The sequence below is a fragment of the Caballeronia calidae genome, from assembly GCF_900044055.2.
In the GTDB taxonomy this organism is placed as follows: Bacteria; Pseudomonadota; Gammaproteobacteria; order Burkholderiales; family Burkholderiaceae; genus Caballeronia; species Caballeronia calidae.
This window is the reverse complement of the sequence record NZ_FCOX02000025.1, coordinates 30,849-47,727: the sequence shown is the minus strand read 5'-3', so window position 1 is coordinate 47,727 and position 16,879 is coordinate 30,849. Positions and strand designations below refer to the sequence as shown.

Annotated in this window: 18 protein-coding genes; 12 read left to right on the top strand and 6 right to left on the bottom strand. The window is 63.4% G+C overall.

Annotation, left to right across the window (positions count from 1 at the left end):
* Positions 1-16: 16 nt before the first annotated feature.
* On the top strand, positions 17-631 hold the full coding sequence (locus AWB78_RS48455) for a GAF domain-containing protein (RefSeq protein ID WP_062608080.1): 615 nt from the start codon (positions 17-19) through the stop codon (positions 629-631).
* Positions 618-809, top strand: a complete 192-nt coding sequence (locus AWB78_RS48450) for a response regulator (protein WP_232477789.1) — start codon at positions 618-620, stop codon at positions 807-809. Before AWB78_RS48455 ends, AWB78_RS48450 begins: the two co-directional genes overlap by 14 nt.
* 15 nt (positions 810-824) lie before the next feature.
* Here AWB78_RS48450 and AWB78_RS22035 read toward each other — a convergent pair whose 3' ends face one another.
* The 3 genes from AWB78_RS22035 to AWB78_RS22025 all read right to left on the bottom strand — a co-directional run bounded on the left by AWB78_RS22035 (position 825) and on the right by AWB78_RS22025 (position 2,587).
* Positions 825-1,139, bottom strand: a complete 315-nt coding sequence (locus AWB78_RS22035) for a DUF4148 domain-containing protein (RefSeq protein ID WP_062608079.1) — start codon at positions 1,137-1,139, stop codon at positions 825-827.
* A gap of 118 nt (positions 1,140-1,257) precedes the next feature.
* Complete coding sequence (locus tag AWB78_RS22030) at positions 1,258-1,551, bottom strand: hypothetical protein (protein WP_062608170.1); 294 nt, start codon at positions 1,549-1,551, stop codon at positions 1,258-1,260.
* A gap of 73 nt (positions 1,552-1,624) precedes the next feature.
* The gene (locus AWB78_RS22025) at positions 1,625-2,587 is read right to left on the bottom strand and encodes a LysR family transcriptional regulator (RefSeq protein ID WP_062608077.1); all 963 of its coding nucleotides are present in this window, start codon (positions 2,585-2,587) and stop codon (positions 1,625-1,627) included.
* A 100-nt stretch (positions 2,588-2,687) separates the two neighbouring features.
* Here AWB78_RS22025 and AWB78_RS22020 point away from each other — a divergent pair, with 100 nt between their 5' ends.
* From AWB78_RS22020 to AWB78_RS21980, 9 genes are all read left to right on the top strand, one after another.
* The gene (locus AWB78_RS22020) at positions 2,688-3,854 is read left to right on the top strand and encodes a mandelate racemase/muconate lactonizing enzyme family protein (RefSeq protein WP_062608075.1); all 1,167 of its coding nucleotides are present in this window, start codon (positions 2,688-2,690) and stop codon (positions 3,852-3,854) included.
* Positions 3,855-3,955: 101 nt separating this feature from the next.
* Positions 3,956-4,525: a hypothetical protein gene (locus AWB78_RS22015; RefSeq protein ID WP_062608169.1), complete on the top strand. Its 570-nt coding sequence runs from the start codon at positions 3,956-3,958 to the stop codon at positions 4,523-4,525.
* A 26-nt stretch (positions 4,526-4,551) separates the two neighbouring features.
* Positions 4,552-5,112, top strand: coding sequence for a hypothetical protein (locus tag AWB78_RS22010; protein WP_062608073.1), 561 nt, complete (start codon positions 4,552-4,554; stop codon positions 5,110-5,112).
* Positions 5,113-5,145: 33 nt separating this feature from the next.
* Positions 5,146-5,685, top strand: a complete 540-nt coding sequence (locus AWB78_RS22005) for a hypothetical protein (protein ID WP_062608071.1) — start codon at positions 5,146-5,148, stop codon at positions 5,683-5,685.
* 125 nt (positions 5,686-5,810) lie between these two features.
* Positions 5,811-6,593, top strand: coding sequence for a hypothetical protein (locus AWB78_RS22000; protein ID WP_062608070.1), 783 nt, complete (start codon positions 5,811-5,813; stop codon positions 6,591-6,593).
* Positions 6,594-6,777: 184 nt separating this feature from the next.
* On the top strand, positions 6,778-9,837 hold the full coding sequence (locus tag AWB78_RS21995; protein WP_062608069.1) for a transglycosylase domain-containing protein: 3,060 nt from the start codon (positions 6,778-6,780) through the stop codon (positions 9,835-9,837).
* A 26-nt stretch (positions 9,838-9,863) separates the two neighbouring features.
* On the top strand, positions 9,864-10,544 hold the full coding sequence (locus AWB78_RS21990; RefSeq protein ID WP_062608067.1) for a TetR/AcrR family transcriptional regulator: 681 nt from the start codon (positions 9,864-9,866) through the stop codon (positions 10,542-10,544).
* A 421-nt stretch (positions 10,545-10,965) separates the two neighbouring features.
* Positions 10,966-11,328, top strand: coding sequence for a cupin domain-containing protein (locus AWB78_RS21985; RefSeq protein ID WP_062608065.1), 363 nt, complete (start codon positions 10,966-10,968; stop codon positions 11,326-11,328).
* Positions 11,329-11,332: 4 nt separating this feature from the next.
* Positions 11,333-12,079, top strand: a complete 747-nt coding sequence (locus AWB78_RS21980) for an SDR family NAD(P)-dependent oxidoreductase (protein WP_062608063.1) — start codon at positions 11,333-11,335, stop codon at positions 12,077-12,079.
* A gap of 18 nt (positions 12,080-12,097) precedes the next feature.
* Here AWB78_RS21980 and AWB78_RS21975 read toward each other — a convergent pair whose 3' ends face one another.
* Positions 12,098-13,273, bottom strand: coding sequence for an acyl-CoA dehydrogenase family protein (locus tag AWB78_RS21975; protein WP_062608062.1), 1,176 nt, complete (start codon positions 13,271-13,273; stop codon positions 12,098-12,100).
* A 209-nt stretch (positions 13,274-13,482) separates the two neighbouring features.
* On the opposite strand from AWB78_RS21975, the gene AWB78_RS21970 reads away from it, so the two are divergent.
* Entirely contained in the window at positions 13,483-14,544 is a 1,062-nt protein-coding gene (locus tag AWB78_RS21970) for an LLM class flavin-dependent oxidoreductase (RefSeq protein ID WP_062608060.1), read from the top strand.
* Between the two features lie 33 nt (positions 14,545-14,577).
* Here AWB78_RS21970 and AWB78_RS21965 read toward each other — a convergent pair whose 3' ends face one another.
* Positions 14,578-15,819 (bottom strand): acyl-CoA dehydrogenase family protein, encoded by a 1,242-nt coding sequence (locus AWB78_RS21965; protein ID WP_062608059.1) that lies wholly within the window; start codon positions 15,817-15,819, stop codon positions 14,578-14,580.
* A gap of 15 nt (positions 15,820-15,834) precedes the next feature.
* A complete protein-coding gene (locus AWB78_RS21960; RefSeq protein WP_062608056.1) occupies positions 15,835-16,848 on the bottom strand; it encodes an NrtA/SsuA/CpmA family ABC transporter substrate-binding protein in 1,014 nt (337 codons plus the stop codon).
* Positions 16,849-16,879 lie beyond the last annotated feature (31 nt).

Genomic DNA, 16,879 nt, shown 5'->3' with positions numbered 1-16,879 from the left:
TACGAGTCGGCGGCAAATGACCAAAGCGAAGAGATATGTCATTCCGTTTCACGGCAACGCTTGCGGGCCTTCGATAAGCGGGTCGCGCGCGGCGGTTGCCCAGATGGGCGGGCAGGCGCGCTGCGCGTTCTATATGTCCAATGCCGAGCAGACCGAGCTGCGGCACGTCACGGGCATGTCCGCGGACTATGCCCGCGACATCGACGGCTTTCCGATTGCACCGGACTCGTTCGCCTGCGGGCTGGCAGTCCACACGCGGCAACCCGTCATCACGCCGGATGTGGATGGGGAGCCTCGCTGGAAGGAATGGTTGTGGCTGGCGCGGCAACATGGGTATCGGGCCTGCTGGTCTTTTCCGGTCGAGACATCGTCCGGGAAGGTGATCGGCACATTCGCGATGTATCATCCGGAACCGCGCGAGGCCACTGCTCGCGATCATGAACTGGCGACGCGCCTGGGTCACTCCGCGGCCATCATCATCTCGCGTCATCAGGAGGCCGAAGAGCGCGCGCATAGCGCCGAAGCGCTGCGGCTCGCCGACCGCGCCGGGGCTGCCGGCCGTGCGATCCGCGGCTTTTCGTCCCGATGTAGCGCTGCTCGATATCGGATTGCCCGGAATGAGCGGCTATGAACTGGCCCGGGCATTACGCGCCATGCCGCATCTGGAAGGCATTCGCCTCGTGGCCATCACGGGATACGGCCAGGCCGAAGACTATCAGCGGACCCGCGAAGCCGGATTCGACGATCATCTGGTGAAGCCGGTCGATCTATCGGCGCTGGAACGCAGTCTGACGTCGCCGCGACATTAGGGCAATGCGCCGGCTTCAGCCAGGTGGAGGAGGTCGCGGGCACTCCGTCTGAAACCAGTAGTCGACGAGGCGCTGCGCCGCCTGTAAATCCTCGGGATACCACGGGTCGTCGTTCCATGGCGACGGGTTGTAGCCCGCCTTCCTCAGTGCCGAAAGTTCGCTCTGATGTTGCGCCATCGTAGGCGGTGCGTTGGTCCTGAGCGCGGCGAGGTCGCGGCACTCCGTCGGACTCAGGTGCGGCCCGCTCTGCGGCACACCGCCGGCGGCGCAGCCGGTCAGCAGCAGCGCCGATACGATGAATGCTGAGCGGTTTCCCCGGAAGTCATGCATGACACATCTCCCCGCAATCGATCGCCGCAACGGGCCGGTTTTGAAAATAGTGCGCTTGAAGCGGTCGTTGCGCGCGCAACCGTATCCGTCAGGAGAAAATCCGGATGGGCAGGTTCTTTCATTCCTTTGCTGGCTGTGTGTCCTGCACACCGGGAAAGAACGCGTTCCACACCGCGCGCACGCCTTGCGCGGCGGCGGCCTGCGCGTCCATGTGCTCCGTGTCCGCGGCAATGCCCGGGTCTGCGCTGAGGCCGCGCCAGTGGGTGAACATGAGCACGGGTTGCTCTGTCCAGTGGCCCTCGACATACCGGGAGAATGCCGTATCGCCGCTCGTGAGCCTGACTTCGTACCAGCCTTCGCGGTACGGCGCATATCGGTCCAGAGGGAACCACTCGGTCGTGTCGACTTCCATATGCGCCTCCGCGTTTGAACGTGACAACAGGCTGGAAGCACGTAGCGTACCCATTGCGTCGTTCATTTTCCGCTCATTTACGGGCGCTTCGTTTCTTTCGCTCGCGCGGTTCGCCGCCCGTTTCGACGGGAGTAAAAGGCGCCTGGAATCGCCCGACCAGGAAGTCGATGAAGGCACGCGCGCGAGCCGTCTGATTCTTCTGCCGAGGGTAATAGACGAACAGGTCGGCAGATGGAAGAACGGTGTTCGGCAACACGAGATCGAGCCGCCCGCTCTGCACGTACTTGGCAAGATCCCATTCCGAGCGAATCAGGATTCCGTGTCCTTCCAGTGCCCATCGAAGCACGATGTCGCCGTCGTTGCTGGACAAAGCGCCCTTTACCTTGATCGCCTCGATATGGTCGTTCACGATGTAGCGCCAAACCCCGTAGGCGTCGTCGTTCTGTCGATGGATGATGCACCGGTGATCGGCCAGGTCTTCGACGCGCTCAGGCGTTCCATGCTTCTCCAGATACTTCGGCGAAGCGCAGAGAAAGCGGCGATTGCTCATGATGCGGCGCGCGCTCAGACGGCTGTCGGGCAAGTCACCGAACCTGATCGCCATATCGAACGCGCCTTCGATCAAATCGACGGGGCGGTCCGTCACTTCGAACTGCACCTCGACGCTCGGAAATCGCTTCGCGAACTCCGACACGAGCGGGGCAATCGTCGTCCGGCCGAAACCGAGGGTCGCGTTGATGCGCAATAGACCTTGCGGATCACGCCTCGCGCCCGTGATCGCCTCTTCCATCTCGCGGACTTGTCCGACGATCTGTGACGCATAGCGTAGATAGGTTTCGCCTTCGGGTGTGAGACTCACGCTTCGAGTGGTCCGATTCACCAGACGAACGCCCAGGCGTTGCTCGATGACGCCGAGTCGCTTCGTCGCGGCCGGCGGAGACAGATCGAGTGCGCGCGCCGCCCCGGAGAGACTTCGCAGTTTCGCCAGCAGAATGAAGAACTCGAAATCAGTGGCCGTCTGCGTTTCGGTATTCACCGGACGTGAAAAATGAAATGAATGAAAGTGCAGTGTAGCAGCGATTTTCACGGTTAAGCTACGCCCCATATCGCAACTGAAAACATCTGGAGCCAGTGCCGTGAGAATCGTTGAAATCCGCGAAAAGACCGTTCCTATCAGCTCGCCGATCCGCAATGCCTATATCGACTTCAGCAAGATGACGCTGAGTCTCGTCGCCGTCGTCACGGACGTGATCCGCGACGGCAAACCGGTGGTGGGTTATGGCTTCAATTCGAACGGACGGTATGGTCAGGGCAAGCTGATGCGCGAGCGCTTCATCCCCCGCATCCTCGAAGCCGACCCGGACTCGCTGGTCAACGAGGCAGGCGACAACCTCGATCCCCACAAGATCTGGGCGACGATGTTCACCAACGAGAAGCCCGGCGGCCACGGTGAGCGTTCGGTCGCGATCGGCACCATCGACATGGCGATCTGGGATGCTGTCGCAAAGATCGAAGGCAAGCCGCTCTTTCAGTTGCTCGCCGACCGGTACGGCAATGGCCAGCCGGACCGGAAAGTTTTCGTGTACGCGGCGGGCGGTTACTACTACCCCGGTCAGGATCACGAGAAGCTCAAGGACGAGATGCGCAGCTATATCGACCGTGGCTATACGGTCGTGAAGAAGAAGATCGGCGGTGCATCGCTCGATGAAGATCTGCGCCGCATCGACTCGATTCTGAGCGTGCTGCAGGACGGCCAGAAGCTCGCCGTGGATGCCAACGGCCGTTTCGATCTCGATACCGCGATTCGATACGCAAAGGCGCTCTCGCAATACGATCTGTTCTGGTACGAGGAGCCGGGCGATCCGCTCGATTTCGAACTGCAGGCGACGCTGCGCAACTACTACGACAAGCCGATGGCGACCGGCGAGAATCTGTTCTCGATGCAGGATGCCCGCAACCTGATTCGTTACGGCGGCATGCGCGCGGACCGCGACTGGCTGCAGTTCGACTGCGCGCTGAGCTATGGCCTCGTCGAATATCTGCGCACGCTCGACATGCTGCGCGCGCATGGCTGGTCGCCGAGCCGCTGCGTTCCGCATGGCGGCCATCAGATGTCGCTCAACATCGCGGCGGGCCTCGGACTTGGCGGCAACGAATCTTATCCGGACCTGTTTCAGCCGTATGGCGGCTTTCCCGATGGCGTCAAGGTGGACAACGGTTGCATCACCATGCCGGACCTGCCGGGCATCGGCTTCGAGGGCAAGTCCGATCTCATCGTCGAGATGAAAAAGCTTTCCGCCTAATTCAACAACCCTTGAAATCGCAGCGCGGCGAATCTATTCTCCTGAAGATGCAGATCCGGGCCGCAAGCCCATGCGGTCGCTGTCAGCCGAAGGAGACGCTCATGCGTCGCTTGCTCGTCGTGATGGTCTCATTGGTCGTGAGCGCAATGTCGCTCCATACGAATGCGGATGAGAGACACGACCGCCGACGACACGACGAGCAACGCATTTTCAAGTTATTCGACGCGCAAGGCAGGCTTGTCGGACGCGTTGCGTCTTACGGCGGCTATGACGGCGTCTTCCTCACGATAAACGGCGCGCTCGTCTTCGCCCAGATCACACGCCTCAACAACGGCGCCAGCGAGTACGATTCGGCTAAATTTCAGTGGCTCACATACGGGCCGTTCAATTACTCGACCACCGATTGCAGCGGCTCGCCGCTCATCACGCCGGGCAGCGGTCCGCGACCGTCCATCGCCATGAGAACGGGCGCCGATGTCACGCTGCTGATCGCCGGCGATACCGATTCGTCTCCCGCCAGAATCGTCGCGGTATTCGACGGCAAGCAATGCACGCCGCCTCCCTATATCGGCCACATGCCGCCTTCCACTGATCCGGTGGCCGCGTTCACGGCCGAGACGAGTTATCCGCTGACGGCGCATTATCCCGAGCCGTTGACCATCAGCTATTGATTCATCGCGATCGACGGAGCTGCGTCATGTGCCGAATCCTCGTAGTCCTGCTCGTCATGTGCGCGAATGCGAGCCTTGCCCATGACCGCGATGACTCGCCGCATCGCGGCCGCGACGAACTCCGTCTGCCGACGGTGTATGACGCACAGGGAAAGGCGATAGGTCCGCTGGAAGTGTATTCGGGCGTCGACGGCGTGTATCTCGCGATAGACGGCGAACCCGTCTTTGTGTCCATCAATCACAAGCGCGTCGGCCCCTTGCAATACTCGGCCTCGCAATACGAATGGATGACTTATACGTTCGTGCCTTACCCGTCGCACGATTGCAGCGGAAGCGTGGCCGTCGCGGATGCGGGCAGCCCCACGCCGGCGATGCCGGTGAGAGAAGGCGCCGACGTGACGATTTATATCGCTACCAAGGGCATGTCCGGCGATACGCAGGTATGGTCGTTCAAGCAGACAGACCCGTCTACCGGCGTGACGACGTGCATGACCAATCCGGTCAACGAGGGTGAGAACTACTGGGCGATCAGGAGCACCTATCCGCTGACTCAGCACTATCCTGAACCGCTGCGCGTCGCCTATTGATGGGCTCGTGCGCGCGTTGCCAAGGAGGCCGATATGAAGCGCTGCCTGATCGGAGCACTGTTCGCGTTTTACGCGATGACATGTCTTGCCGATGATTCCGCGCATCACGAGCGATATCGCCCTGTCAGGGTATTCGACGCGAACGGGCAGGTCATCGGCGATCTGACCATCTTCGCGGCGCAAAACGGCGTTGCGCTCACGGCCGGAGACGCGACTGCCGTGATACCCATCGTGCGCGTGCAGGACGCGACCTTTCACTTTTCCGCGACCGACTTCAAATGGCTCGCGACTTTGTATATCAGTTTCGCATCGGCCGATTGCAGCGGCGACCCGATCCTCGATGGATCCGCTGGACCGCGGCTCGCAATCGCAGTGAGGCGTGGCAATGACGTAACGGTCTACTTTGCCGCCGAGGGCGTAACGCAGTCCTTCACGGCGAGATCGGCGCTCGATCCCAGCGCAGCCAACGGATGCCGTCCGTACTCGGCGGCCTTCACTGTCCCCGGCTTCAAGGTCGGCGCGAGCCTCGTGATCAGTCGCGAGCATCCCGAGCCGCTCAGGATCGGATATTGAGGCTTCGCTCTCGTTTGCATAGAAAACCCGACGCTAACCCGCTTCCGCTGTTTGCTGACCTAACATGGTACTGAGACGTCGATAAAGTTCCATGCATGAAAGCGAGCTTCAGACGCGGGGGAAACATGAAAGCGTTGCTCGTCGCCGGGTGGCTGATCGCATCGGCGACTGCGTTGCACGTCCATGCGGCGATCCGATATGACGAGCTATGGTTCAACAAGTCGATGCTACTGGATTACGCCGCGGCATCCGCAACGGCGCCGCGCCAGTCTGTCTACGACAGTCTGCTGGTCGCGGACGGCGTCGATCCCCAGTCGGGGAAAGGGCAATTGATCATCGCCTGGATCAGGCGAATCAATGACGATCCGGTGATACTCGGGAATCCGCACAGCACGAGCAGGCTGCTTTTGAATTCGAGCGCGCGTGCCCGGCAGGTGACGGAAGGCCTCGAACGTGTCTCGCCCGGACTGCGGCTCCAATATGTCGCCCTGATTTCGAAGTTTCTGGATACGCTCGTTCCACCCGATTGCTTCGGCTCGAACGACATGACCGCCGTGATCAACCGGATTTCGTTGAGTGCGATGTCCGAAGCGGATATCGACGGCTATTTTCACGTGCTGCACGCGGCCCTTCATGCGAGCGTATCCGCTGCGAGCCTGGATTCACCGAGCCCGGAGCAGTATTCGCGGGCCGAAGAGCGCCTGAAACTTTCGATATTGCAAGAACTGGGATACGTCCCGGCCGATGTCGCGCGCTACAGCGCGTATGCCACGAACCCGAGAGGCGCGGCGCCGGCCGATGCGTGCTGGGCAATGCGGGTGACCTTGCATGCCATTCTCGCGATGCCTGAGCCCGAGCGCGACATCGTATTGCGAAAGACGGTCCGGTCGCAGGGCGTCACGCGCTGAATACCATGGGAAACGCAATCATTGCGATTCGATAGAAAGTTGCGTCTGTCCCGCACTCGATTTCCGCCGCAATCTTTCTTCGAAGCGGAAAGAACGAAGCGCTGATTGTTGCATTCCGGTAGCTTTCCTGAACTAAACTAATTGGAGCCGAATTCAGCCGTCGGGCGCATCGGGAGAACGCGTCATGAGCGGGCCGCTGGAAGAACAACTCTTGGGCGCGTCGCGCGCTGCGCCCGCAAGGCGTTGGACCGCATGGCTCTTCGCCATCGCGTGTGTGCTTATCTGCGTCGTCGCCGCGCAGATGACGCAGACCGAAATGCGGACCTCGCAGCGACAGGCGCGCTATCTGTCGGAGCTCGGGCGCGAGATCGGGTTTTCGCTCGACGACGGCCCGAGCGCCAGCATCCGTTATCCGGCGGCGGGCCCTTATGACGTGCGGCTCGGCTATGCATCGCTGCCGTCGTTCGAGGAGCGGCTCACCGCGCGCGGGTTCGCCGTCACCGCGCAGGCGCGCGGTTCCGCAGCCATGCTGGCGATGGCCGACAAGGGCCTCTTCCTTCCTTATGACGAAAAGGACCGCGCCGGGCTCACGCTGCTCGATGCCCGCGGCACGACGCTTTTCAGCGCATCGAGCCCCGGCCTCGTCTACGACGATTTCGATTCCATTCCGCCTGTCATCGTCAGTGCGCTTCTCTTCATCGAAGACCGCAATCTGCTCGACGAACGCGAACCCAACCGCAACCCGGCGATCGACTGGGGACGGTTCGGTCGTGCGGTTTTCGATCAGGGCGTGCGGATCTTCGACAGGCATGCGCCGCAGCCGGGCGGCAGCACGCTCGCGACGCAGATCGAAAAGTTTCGCCACTCGTCGGGCGGACGCACCGCGTCGGCGCCGGAGAAGCTTCGCCAGATCGCATCGGCGTCGGTGCGCGCCTATCTCGACGGCCCGCAGACCATGCCGGGACGCCGCCAGCTCGTCGTGCGCTATCTGAACTCGGTGCCGCTCGCGGCGCGGCCTGGAATCGGCGAAATCAGCGGGCTTCCCGATGGCATGGCCGCGTGGTACGGGCGCGACTTCGACGAATACAACCGCATTCTGAACGCGCCGATTTCGGCGGAAACGCTCGATGAGCAAGCGCTCGCGTTCAAGCAGGCGCTCTCGCTGATGATCGCGCAGCGCGCGCCATCGCGTTTTCTGCGTGCGGGCAATGCGGACCTCGCGCGCCTGACCGACAGTTACCTGCGCCTGCTCGGCGCGAACGGGATCATCGCACCGGCTTTGCGCGACGCGGCCCTTGCCGTGCGGCTCGAACTGAACGCGACGCCGCATCGGCGCGAGGCGGTGTCCTTCGTCACGCGCAAGGGCGTGACGGCGCTGCGCACGAACCTGCTCGCGACGCTCGGCGTAGCGAGCCTTTACGATCTCGATCGCCTGGACCTGACCGTCAAGGCGACGCTCGATAACGCGGTGCAGCAGGCCGTGAGCGACCGGCTCGCGAGCGTGGCCACGCGCGACGGCGCGCGCGATGCAGGGATCATCGGTTATCACATGCTGCGGCCGCAGGACGATCCGTCGAAGATCTCGTACAGCTTCACGCTCATGGAGCGCAGCGGCGGCGTCAACCTCGTGCGCGTGCAGACCGACAGCCTCAATGAACCGTTCGACATCAGCCGCAGCGGCCGGCTCAATCTCGGCTCGACAGCGAAACTGCGCACCGTCGTCACCTATTTGCAGATCGTCGCGGAACTGCACGAGCGTTATGGTGCGATGACCCCGGCGCAGTTGCGCGCCGTGACGCCCGACGGTCAGGATGCGCTCACGCGCTGGGCGCTCGACTACCTCGCCAAAACGTCCGATAGATCGCTGACCGCGATGTTCGATGCCGCCGTCGAACGCAAGTACTCCGCAAGCCCCGGCGAGACCTTCTACACGGGCGGCGGCGCCCAGACCTTCAATAACTTCGAGGCGACCGATAACGCGCGCGTGCTCACCGTGGAGCGCGCTTTTCAGCATTCGGTGAATCTGGTGTTCGTGCGCCTGATGCGCGATATCGTCCACTACGAAATGGTCAAGGCGGCCGGGCCGTCGTCCGGCTGGCTCGATGATCCTGCGGTGCGCCACGCGTATCTGACCCGCTTCGCCGATGCCGAGAGCCGCGTGTACATGAGCCGCTTCTACGCGAAGTACCGGTCGAAGACCCCGGACGAGGCGCTCGCTCTGCTGTTGCGCGACGTGCGCAAGTCGCCGCAGCGGATCGCGACGGTGCTGAGAAGCGTCGCGCCCGATGAATCGCAGTCATGGTTCGATACCCGGATGCGCGCGGCGTTGCGCGGCACGCCGGCGGCATCGCTCACGGACGAGGACCTCGCGAAGTTCCATGCGAAATACGGCATCGACAAGTTCAACCTCAACGATCGCGGGTATATCGCGCGCGTGCATCCGCTCGAATTGTGGACGATGAAATATCTGCGGGAGCATCCGCTCGCGACGCTCGACGACGTGCAGGACGCGAGCCGCGATGCGCGCGCCACCGCTTATTCGTGGCTCTTCAAGACACGCTATCGCGGGACGCAGGACAGACGTATCAAGCGCATGGTCGAGCTGCAGGCGTATGCCGAGATCGCGAAGTCGTGGCGTGCGCTCGGCTATCCGTTCTCGTCGGTCACGCCTTCGTATGCGGCGGCGATCGGCGCATCGGGCGACCGGCCGGAGGCGCTCGCGCAACTCGTCGGCATCGTCGAGAACGGCGGCAGCGGGCTTGCCACGCAGCGCATCGCGACACTCGAATTCGCGAAGGACACGCCGTACGAGACGCACTTCGTGCACGTCGGCGCGCAGGCGAAGCCCTTGCTCGCGCCCGAGATCGCGACGATCGTTCAGCGGCTCCTGCGCGATGTCGTCGAAGGCGGCACCGCGCAGCGCCTCGCCGCCGGCATTGCGTTATCCGATGGCCGTGCGCTCGACGTGTCCGGTAAGACGGGCACCGGCGACCAGCGCTTCAATGTGTACGCGCGCGGGCGGCGTCTCATCGAATCGCGTAAGGTAAGCAGGACCGCGACGTTCGTCTTCGTGATCGGTGATCGCTTCTTCGGCACGCTCACCGCCTACGTGCGCGAGCCGTATGCGGCGCGCTACGACTTTACGAGCGCACTCGCCGTGCAGATGTTGAAGTCGCTCGGCCCTGAACTGCGGCCCCTCTTCGTTGACGAGGAAGTGCTGCAAAGCGGTCGGTCCGTTAACTGAAGTTCATCGTTTATGAGGCGGCTGATATGAACGAGCAACGAGTAAGACGAGACCCGGAGGGTACGCGGCGGCGTATTCTCGAGGCTGCGACACAGCAGTTCACGCAATTCGGTCTCGCGGGAGCGCGTGTCGATGCCATCGCCAATGCGGCGGGCACGAACGAGCGGATGCTCTACTACTACTTCACGAGCAAGGAAGGGTTGTACGTCGCGGTGCTCGAATCGATGTACGCGCAGTTCGGAGAGCGGGAAGCGCGTCTCGATCTGTCGGGCCTCGATCCGACCGATGCCATCCGCAAGCTGGCGCAGTCGATATGGGCATACTTCTGGGACAACCCGCAATGGCTGAGTCTCATCAATAACGAAAACCTGCACAAGGGGCGGTATCTGGAGCGTTCGAGCGGATTGCGCGCGACGATCTCCCCGGTGGTCGATCTTCTGCGCGTGACGCTCGAGCGCGGTGTGGCGGCAGGGCAGTTTCGTGCAGGCATCGATCCGCTCGATTTCTACGTGACGCTCGTCGGCCTCGGGTACTACGTCGTATCCAACCGCTTCACGCTGGACGCGTTCCTGGGACGAAACTATGCGCAGCCGCAGCAACAGGCGTCGATATCCGCCCTGCATGCCGATATGCTGCTGGCGTATCTGCATGAGGGCGCGCTGGCGTCGAGCGATCAGCCGCGCAACATCGAGCTCGACAGGGCGTGAGCTTGCGCAAGAGGCTGACCGGCTGGCGCAGTCGCGATGCGTTCATCGCACGGCGCAGGTCAGCGCGATCACATAGACCGCCGCGCGTGTAGAGGTCGCGTCGATACGGCCGGTCCTGAGCGCCGGAAACCGCGCGGCGGTCTCGAGCGGAACGAAAGCGACCTTGCCTGGATCGACGAGCGCGGCGGCGGCAAGTGCGCGGCAGAAATCGACGTCGATACGGCACCCCCGTCCGGACGCCTCCTTCTACTTTTCGGTCAACCCGAGCGGACCCGGAAGATTCGATGATCCGCGGCCTTTGACTTTGCCTGCCCGCCGCCTAGACTTCGATTCCGTGAGAAAACCATTCTGGATATCGAGGAATCGTCTGCGCATTGCCGGACCGCTTCCGGTTATCCGTCGAGCGGCACAAGGAGAAACGATGGAATGCATCGAGATTTACGCCGGCCCCGACGGACACTCGCAGTTCAGGACCCTCCACGAGTTCGAAGCGAGTCCGATCGTTTTCAATGGCGTCGCTGTGTCGTTGTCGCCGCCGCAGCCCTGTGAAAGTGTGCTCATGCATGAGTTCGACGGCGACTACTTCCTCGGCTGGCATAACCCGCCATCGCGACAATACGTGGTCGTGCTCGAAGGGGAACTCGAAATCACCGTGCAAGGCGATGACGCCGCGCAACGTTTCGCGGCAGGCGCCATTTTCATCGCGGGCGATCTGCAGGGCACAGGCCATTCGACGCGCGCGATCCGCCCCGGCCGCGCCTTGGTCGTCAACGTGCGGAGATGACGCGATGCTGCTGAAGGACATGCTCGCAGTGGTGACAGGCGGCAGCAGCGGCATAGGCCTGGCCGCCGCCGAGCGATTCGTATCCGAAGGCGCGCGCGTGGCGATCAGCGGGCGTGATGCTCAAAAGCTGCAACGTGCCGCGGAGAAGCTCGGCGAGCATGCATTGCCTGTCATCGCGGATGCCGCAAGTCCCGGCGACATGCGACGGCTCTATGAGACCGCCGTTGGCCACTTTCAGCGCGACGTGAATGTGGTGGTCGCGAACGCGGGTGTTTCGCGGCAAACGCCGGTGCGCGAGACATCGCTGGAACAGTTCTCCGATGTGCTCGGCATCAACGTCGGCGGCGTGTATGCGACGGTGCGCGAAGCGCTGCCGTTTCTCGCGCGCCCTGCATCGATCATTCTCGTTGCGTCGCTGGCGGCGAATCAGGGCACTAAAAATTTCTCGGCCTACTGCGCGTCGAAGGCGGCGGTGGTTTCGCTGGCAAAGAGTTTCGCGGCGGAATTCGTCGAGTCCGGCATACGCGTCAACAGCATTTCACCGGGCGTGGCGAATACGCCGATCTTCGACACCTTGGGCATATCCGAAGCGCAACTGCTGCAATGGTCGAATGTGATACCGATGAAGCGGCCCGCCGAGCCGGCGGAAATCGCGTCCGCGATTCTTTTCCTCGCCTCCGATGCTTCCCGCTATATGACCGGCGCCGACCTCGCGGTCGACGGCGGCATGTCGGGCATCAGTCCGTTTTAGTCGCGCCCGGTCTCGCGCTCACGAATAGAACGACGGCTTCGGCATGCGCCCGTTGAGCGCCCAGTCGCCGAGTTCGCGCACCTTGTAATCGAGCGGATCGTGCAGCGTATGCACGCGCACGTTGCGCCAGAAGCGGTCGAGCCGCAGCGCCGCGGTGGTCGAGCGCGCGCCCGTCACATCGAACATGCGATGCGCGACGTCCAGCCCCGCGCGCGCCGCCGCGACTTTCGACGTGGCCACCGCCACGGCCACTTCGCCGCGTTCGCTTTCGCTGAGCGCGAGCCCGCGCGACCATGCACGATCGAAGGCCTGCATCGCGCGTTCCACGAGCAGCTTCGCGCCTTCCAGCGCGACCCAGAAGTCGCCGTAATGCGCGAGCACGTAGGGATCTTCGCTGGGTCGCGCCGCCTGCGATGCGATCCACGGCCGGGTCTGTGCGAGCGTCGACTCGCGCGCCGCCTGCAATGCGCCTTCGCCGATGCCCAGATAGATATGGCTCAGGATCACCTGCGCGAGCAGCGGCCGCAGGCAGGCGTAGGGACTCGAAAGCGGGCCGGGATCGTTCAGCAGTTCATCGGCCGCGATGTGCACGCGCTCGAACACCACCGTGCCGCTGTCGGTCTGACGCTGCCCCATGTTGTCCCAGTCGTCGAGCACGGTGATGCCTTCGCGATTCGTCGGCGTGGCGGCGATCAGGAGCTTGCCTTCGTCGTCGAAAGCGGAGGCGAGCATGTAGTCCGAATCGCGCGCGCCGGAGCAGAAGCTCTTTCGGCCATCGAAGCAATAGCCGCCGGAGGCGTCGGACAGCGCGCGCGTGCTCTTGTCGAGCGGATTGAGCGCGTTGCCCCAGAACCAGCCCTGCGCGATGGTCTCGCTCAACCAATGACGAATCTGCGTGTCGCTGCCGAAGAGGCGCACCGTCGCTAGTTGCAGATGATGGAACGCGAACAGATGCGCAAGCGAGCTGTCGACCTGCGCCATGCGGCGCACGACATCGAGCGTCGTCGACCAGGGTGCGCCTTCGCCGCCATATTCGACGGGCACGGACAATCGCAGCAGGCCGCTCTCGCGCAACAGGCGGCGCTCATGGAACGCGGTGCCGCCCGCCTTGTCGCGGGCCGCGGCGGTTTGCGCCCATTCGCGCAGTATCGCGTCGAGCGCTTCGGCCCATGCGGATTCCCGGCTGTCGTTCATTGCGTTGTCTCCTGATAGTGAAGTTCGCGCTCGCGAAAGTTAACCATAGCCCGATTCGATGCCTTCGTGGCGGGTACGAAGAGACCTCATGCGACGCGCGTCTTAATGCGTTTCCGGCACTTGCATATCGATAGAAATTGGATGGTCATGCGCACACGCGGCGTTAGCATGGACATCCCTCCATCACCGCCTATCCGCGTTTCATAGCGATGTCATCCAAACTTCCACGCTTCGGCGTCTGGGCGCTCGTGCACGGCAGCCGCGCCGCACTGCAGGACCCTGCAGAACCCTACGATGCTTCATGGGCACGCAACAAGGCGCTCGTGCTCGAAGCCGAGCGCCTCGGTTACGACTCGGTGCTCGTCGCCCAGCATACGATCAATCCGCACGATCCCGCGCTCGATCAGCTCGAAGCGTGGACCGCATCGGCCGCGCTCGCGGCGCTTACCTCGCGCATCGAGATCATCGCGGCGATCAAGCCTTATCTCTATCATCCGGTCGTGCTCGCGAAGATGGCGCAGCAGATCGAGCACATCAGCGGCGGGCGCTTCGCGATCAACCTCGTGAACGCGTGGAATCGCCCGGAGCTCGAACGCGCGGGCATCGGTTTCGCGGAGCACGACGAACGCTATGCCTATGGCCGCGAATGGATCACGGTCGTCGACAAGCTGCTGCGCGGCGAGACCGTGAATCATCGCGGCGATCACTTCCGCATCGACGGTTATCAGTTGCGGCCCGGCGATCCGTTTCGTTCGCGTCCGCGCATCTATGTCGGCGGCGAGTCGGAGCCGGCGCGCGCGCTGGTGGCGGCGCACGGCGACGTATGGTTCATCAACGGACAGCCGCCCGAGGACGTCGAGCGCCTGATCGCCGATGTCTCCGCGCGTGCGCGCCCCGCCGGGCAGGACGCGTTGCGCTTCGGGCTGTCGGCCTTCGTGATCGCGCGCGCGACGCAGGCAGAGGCCGACGCGCATCTCGAACAGCTCTTCGCGCTGGCCGAACTCGACAAGCCGCTGCGCGAACGGCAGAAGGCCAATACCGATCCGAACGCGGTGATGCATCAGACCTTCGCGCGATCGGCGCGCGTCGGGTCGAACGGCGGCACGGCGGCGGGGCTCGTCGGCGATTACGATACCGTCGCGCGACGCATCGCGGACTTTCATCGGGCGGGCATCGAGCTCTTCATGCTGCAGTTTCAGCCGTTCGAAGCCGATATGCGCCTCTTCGCGGAAGAGGTCGCGCCGCGCGTGCGCCGTCTGCTGTCCGCGTGATCGTTTCGCGCGCCTTGCGGCGCGCGAAGCGAGTCAGAAGAACGCGCCCGTGGGCGGAAGCGCTCCGCTCAGCGCGTTCCGCCCGAGCAGGCGCTCCTTGTAGAGCCGCGGATTATGCGACGCGATCACCTTGATGTTGCGCCAGTGCCGGTCCAGCGCGCCCACGCGCGAGACGACCGAGCCCGAGCCGAGATCGATGAGCCAGTTCGCGATCTGCGGCGCGAGATCGTCGATGACGACCTTGGCCTCCGCCGCCGCGAACGTGGCGGCCAGCGTGGTGTCGTATTCATCGCTCGTGCCGTAGGTGTCCCATACGCGCTGCAATGCGGCGACGGCGCGGTCGGCGGTCGCTTCGATACTGGACGAGTAAGCGCGGATGCGTCCGAGCAATGCCTGCAACACGGGCTCATCGACGGGATGAGCGGCTTCGCCGTGATAGAAGTTCCGTCCTCGTGCGCGAAGCACCTCGACGGCATCCAGTGCCACGCGCCGCGCGATGCCCGCGATGGAGCTGGTCAGATAGACCTGATGAAAAGTGAAGCCCCACGGCGCCGCTTCGTCGGTGCGCGGCGGATCGGCCGGATAGACATGCGCGGGCGGCACGGTGACATCGCGGAACTTCGCCGTGCCCGAACCCGTGAGGCGCTGGCCGAAGCCCTGCCAGTCATCGTGGTTGCTCACGCCTTCGCCTCGTTCCAGCACATATTGCACCGTGCGTCCCGCGCGGCTTTCCACCGCGACGCCGATGAACGCATCGTTGTACAGATTGCCCGTCGCATAGACCTTGTCGCCGGAGCCGACATACGCTTGCCGGATCTCATCCCATTCGAGCCGGGTCAGCACTTTATCCGGGCGCGCGCCCGCCGGCAGCGCGCCGGTTTCCGTGAAACTCAGCCCGACTGTCTTTTTCTTCGCGGTCAGTTCGAGAACATGAGTGTGGAAAGGATGATCGCGCCGTCTCAGCGCCGCTTCGACTTGCCATAAGTGGTTGCGAAACGCGTGGGCGATATTCGAATCCGCCGCCGCGATATCGCGTGCCACGACGAACAGTTCGCTCAACGATACCCCGTGCCCGCCCGCATCGGCGGGCAGACGAAGCGCGCCGAAGCCGCGCGCCTTGAGGCTTGCGATCTCTTCATGCGGCAGGCGATGTTCCCGTTCCCGCGCAGCGGCGGTCGCGGCGATATCGGCGATGATGTCCGCGAAGCCGAGCGACGCGGACAGCGGCGAGACCAGTTGCGGCCCGCCCGGTTTGATCGTGTTCGTGTCAGTCATGCGCTTGCCTCGTCATCAAACCTTGATGCTGTAATCCGCGACCTTGATGCGCGAATTGATGATCTTGCGCTCCGCGAGCCAGTCGGCCGCGCGCTGGAACTGCGCGAGGAAGGCGGCGTCGTCGGCTTCGTGGAACTGATTCACGCGCTTGAGGCTCGCCAGATAATCGCGCACCTGATCTGGATATTTGCCTTCCCGCTGCACGAGCTGCTCGGCTTCGGCGGAATGCGACGATTGCCACGCGCCTTCGACGTAATACGCGTCGATCACCGCGCGAATCAGTTCCGAGTTCTCTTCGGTGAACTTGCGGCGCGTCACGAGCGAGCTGTAGTCGATCAGGAAATCGAGGTCACGGCCTTCGTTGAAGACGTTCTTCGCATCGTTCGAAAAGCGCGCGATGTCCACGCCCGGCGACCACATCGACCACGCGTCGACCTTGCCTTGCGCGAACGCGGGCGCGGCATCGGGAGGATTCAGATAGACGAACTGAACCTTGTCCCGGTCGACGCGATGCTTCTCCAGCGCCGCGATGAGCAGAAACTCGCCGAGCCCCGAACGATTGACGGCCACCTTGCGGCCCGCGAGATCCGCGACGGAATCGATGCCGCTCGACTTCTTCACGATGATGGACGTGGAGCGCGGCGAATAGACATCGAACGCATTGAAGACGATGGGCGAGCCGGCGAGCATCGCGGCCAGCGCGGGCGTCGTCGATCCCCAGAAGCCGAAGTCGGCGCTGCCGCCGACCACTGCCTGAATCGACGGCGCATGATTCGGAAACGGGCCGATCCATTCGACCTTGATGCCCTTGGCGGCGAGCGTTTTCTCGAACACGCCGCGTTGCTTCGCGATATCCGGCAGGCTGCCGTAACCCCATCCGATGCGGACGATATCCGTGTTGCGCGTCAGCTTGCGCGGCGGTTCGGCGGCGCGCGCCGCAGCGGGAAACAGGCTGCCGGCCGCGGCGCCGGCCAGCAGGCCGCCCGCCGCACGCAACAGTTGGCGGCGGCTCAATGATGAATCGGTCATGCGTGTGGTTCCTTGTCGTTGTGCGAGCGTC

What these genes read in the sequence shown, in the direction of transcription:
- AWB78_RS48455 (WP_062608080.1), top strand. Translation starts at nt 17, where the DNA reads ATGACCAAAGCGAAGAGATATGTCATTCCGTTTCACGGCAACGCTTGC.
- AWB78_RS48450 (WP_232477789.1), top strand. Translation starts at nt 618, where the DNA reads ATGAGCGGCTATGAACTGGCCCGGGCATTACGCGCCATGCCGCATCTG.
- AWB78_RS22035 (WP_062608079.1), bottom strand. Translation starts at nt 1,139, where the DNA reads ATGCATGACTTCCGGGGAAACCGCTCAGCATTCATCGTATCGGCGCTG.
- AWB78_RS22030 (WP_062608170.1), bottom strand. Translation starts at nt 1,551, where the DNA reads ATGGAAGTCGACACGACCGAGTGGTTCCCTCTGGACCGATATGCGCCG.
- AWB78_RS22015 (WP_062608169.1), top strand. Translation starts at nt 3,956, where the DNA reads ATGCGTCGCTTGCTCGTCGTGATGGTCTCATTGGTCGTGAGCGCAATG.
- AWB78_RS22010 (WP_062608073.1), top strand. Translation starts at nt 4,552, where the DNA reads ATGTGCCGAATCCTCGTAGTCCTGCTCGTCATGTGCGCGAATGCGAGC.
- AWB78_RS22005 (WP_062608071.1), top strand. Translation starts at nt 5,146, where the DNA reads ATGAAGCGCTGCCTGATCGGAGCACTGTTCGCGTTTTACGCGATGACA.
- AWB78_RS22000 (WP_062608070.1), top strand. Translation starts at nt 5,811, where the DNA reads ATGAAAGCGTTGCTCGTCGCCGGGTGGCTGATCGCATCGGCGACTGCG.
- AWB78_RS21995 (WP_062608069.1), top strand. Translation starts at nt 6,778, where the DNA reads ATGAGCGGGCCGCTGGAAGAACAACTCTTGGGCGCGTCGCGCGCTGCG.
- AWB78_RS21990 (WP_062608067.1), top strand. Translation starts at nt 9,864, where the DNA reads ATGAACGAGCAACGAGTAAGACGAGACCCGGAGGGTACGCGGCGGCGT.
- AWB78_RS21985 (WP_062608065.1), top strand. Translation starts at nt 10,966, where the DNA reads ATGGAATGCATCGAGATTTACGCCGGCCCCGACGGACACTCGCAGTTC.
- AWB78_RS21980 (WP_062608063.1), top strand. Translation starts at nt 11,333, where the DNA reads ATGCTGCTGAAGGACATGCTCGCAGTGGTGACAGGCGGCAGCAGCGGC.
- AWB78_RS21975 (WP_062608062.1), bottom strand. Translation starts at nt 13,273, where the DNA reads ATGAACGACAGCCGGGAATCCGCATGGGCCGAAGCGCTCGACGCGATA.
- AWB78_RS21970 (WP_062608060.1), top strand. Translation starts at nt 13,483, where the DNA reads ATGTCATCCAAACTTCCACGCTTCGGCGTCTGGGCGCTCGTGCACGGC.
- AWB78_RS21965 (WP_062608059.1), bottom strand. Translation starts at nt 15,819, where the DNA reads ATGACTGACACGAACACGATCAAACCGGGCGGGCCGCAACTGGTCTCG.
- AWB78_RS21960 (WP_062608056.1), bottom strand. Translation starts at nt 16,848, where the DNA reads ATGACCGATTCATCATTGAGCCGCCGCCAACTGTTGCGTGCGGCGGGC.